Raw genomic sequence first — 1,064 nt, 5'->3', positions numbered from 1 at the left:
CTAACCGGCACGTCCTGATCAACGCGAAGACAGCCCTGGGAACCGGGCCCGTCAGCCCCGAATACCTTAAACGGCACCTGCTGCACCAAGGCGTTTACCTCGAACGCATCCGCGGCGACCGGGTACTTCACGAGGCACTGACCGTCGGCGCCGACCCACTGCACCTCGCCCTGGTCTTCAACCTGTCCCACACCACCGCGAGCTGCTACGCGGCCATCGCCCAGAACCTGCTCGACGACCAGACGGGAGTCCACCGAGGTGCGGTCGGAAGGGAGAGCGGGCGCTCTTGACGGCTGCCCGCAAAGGGATGCCCGACCGAACGATGCTGGCGGAGCAGACAGGAAAGACCGGCACGGCTGCTGTCGAGGAGCTGCCGTTAAACCAGTGGCGTCCCCGTGGACGAACCTCATAGCTTGTGCACTCGTGACTGATGCTCCGAAGATGCGCCCGAATCCACACGACCTCGGCCGGGTGTTCAACGAGGTGCCGGAGCTCTACGACCGAGTCCGGCCGGGATACCCCGACGAGCTGTTCGCGGACCTTGTCGCCGTCACCGGCATGGACGATAAGTCGTCGGTCCTTGAGGTGGGCTGCGGTACCGGTCAGGCGACGCGCTCTCTGGCAGCGCTTGGATGCTCAGTGACCGCCATCGAGCCGGGCCTGGAAATGGCTGCACTCGCTCGCCACCGGATCAGCTCCTTCCGTAACGTCGCAGTCGAGACGTCGACGTTCGAGGAGTGGGACGACCGCGGCCGACGCTTCGATGTTCTCGTGGCTGCGCAATCGTGGCACTGGGTCGACCCGTCGATCGGCTGGCAGCGAGCGCACGACGTGCTCTATCCCGGAGGCTGGATGGCGCTGCTCGGCCACGTCGTTGTCCGCCGGCCGGGAGAGCCGGAGGTGTACGCCGAGACCGCCGATCTCCTCGAGCGGTTCTGCCCCGGGAACCCCGACTGGGGTCATCCACCGCTGGAGGACGACGTGCGCACCACCGACGAGGGCTGGGGCCTGGTCGACGATCCCGGAGGATTGTTCGGCCCAACGATCGTGCGCTGGTGCCCAAC

Annotated in this window: 1 protein-coding gene and 1 pseudogene; both read left to right on the top strand. The window is 66.5% G+C overall.

Annotated features, from left to right (window positions below; genetic code table 11):
• Positions 1 to 290 (top strand): annotated as a pseudogene (locus ACWEKM_RS46615) (hypothetical protein); the annotation flags it as partial.
• Between the two features lie 181 nt (positions 291 to 471).
• Positions 472 to 1,064, top strand: a 593-nt coding sequence (locus ACWEKM_RS46610) for a class I SAM-dependent methyltransferase (protein ID WP_451627378.1), incomplete at its 3' end; no start/stop codon positions are given.

This window comes from Streptomyces sp. NPDC004752 (assembly GCF_053601275.1).
The sequence above is the reverse complement of the archived record's forward strand: the minus strand, read 5'-3'. Positions and strand labels throughout refer to the sequence as shown.